This window comes from Brevundimonas sp. CURTG3B2_SDJG, from assembly GCF_057364705.1.
Window position 1 is genome coordinate 1 of the sequence record NZ_JBNFOJ010000555.1, and the last position, 714, is coordinate 714.

Here is a 714-nt window from a genome sequence, read left to right on the forward strand (position 1 = left end):
GCGAGCGTCGGGCGCGCGGAACAGCTTGACCGCCTCGGCCTTGGCCCGGTCGGCGGCCGGTCCGAGCGGGGCGGTCTCGCCCGCGGCCAGCCGCAACAGGACCGACAGCTTCTGCGGCGCCGGGGCGGGCGAGCGGGCCAGCATGGTCACGATCTTGGCCTCGCCTTCGACCGCGCCGCCGACCGTCCCGATGGCGGCGGCGATCTCGGCCTCGTCGCGCTCGGTCAGTCCGCAGGCGCGGATGGCGCGCTGCAGGCCGGCCAGCACGCCCAGCTTCTGCGCCGCCGTCTGCTGGCCGTTCGGCGACCGCATCTCGGTCTCGAACCGCAGGGACCCGACGCAGGCCGAAAGCCAGCGGGCGGCCGAGCGCTTGTTGGCGACGCCGGTGACGTTCTCGCACAGCCGGGTGAGGGCCTCGGCCTCGCACAGGACGGTGCCGCACGGCTTGACGTAGGCGGCCACGAAGTCGGCGGTGACCAGGGCCTTGGAGCGCTCGTTGAAGGCGGACTGGACTTCCTCCAGCGTCAGCAGGCGCCCGGCGGTGGCGGTCAGCGTCGTGGCCAGGGTGCGCAGGATGTCGATCTCGCCGGACGCATCGTTGGGACGCAGGCGCCGCGGGCTCATCAGTTCGCGCAGCACCATGCGGGCCAGGGCCGCGGCCAGCAGCGGGAACTCGCCCAGCTCAAGGCGCGCGCGAGCCGGGCGGCAGGGCCG

1 pseudogene is annotated in these 714 nt (G+C 74.8%); it reads right to left on the bottom strand.

Annotated elements, in window-relative coordinates:
• Window positions 1–714: pseudogene (locus AC2W7C_RS18650) on the bottom strand (hypothetical protein); the annotation flags it as partial.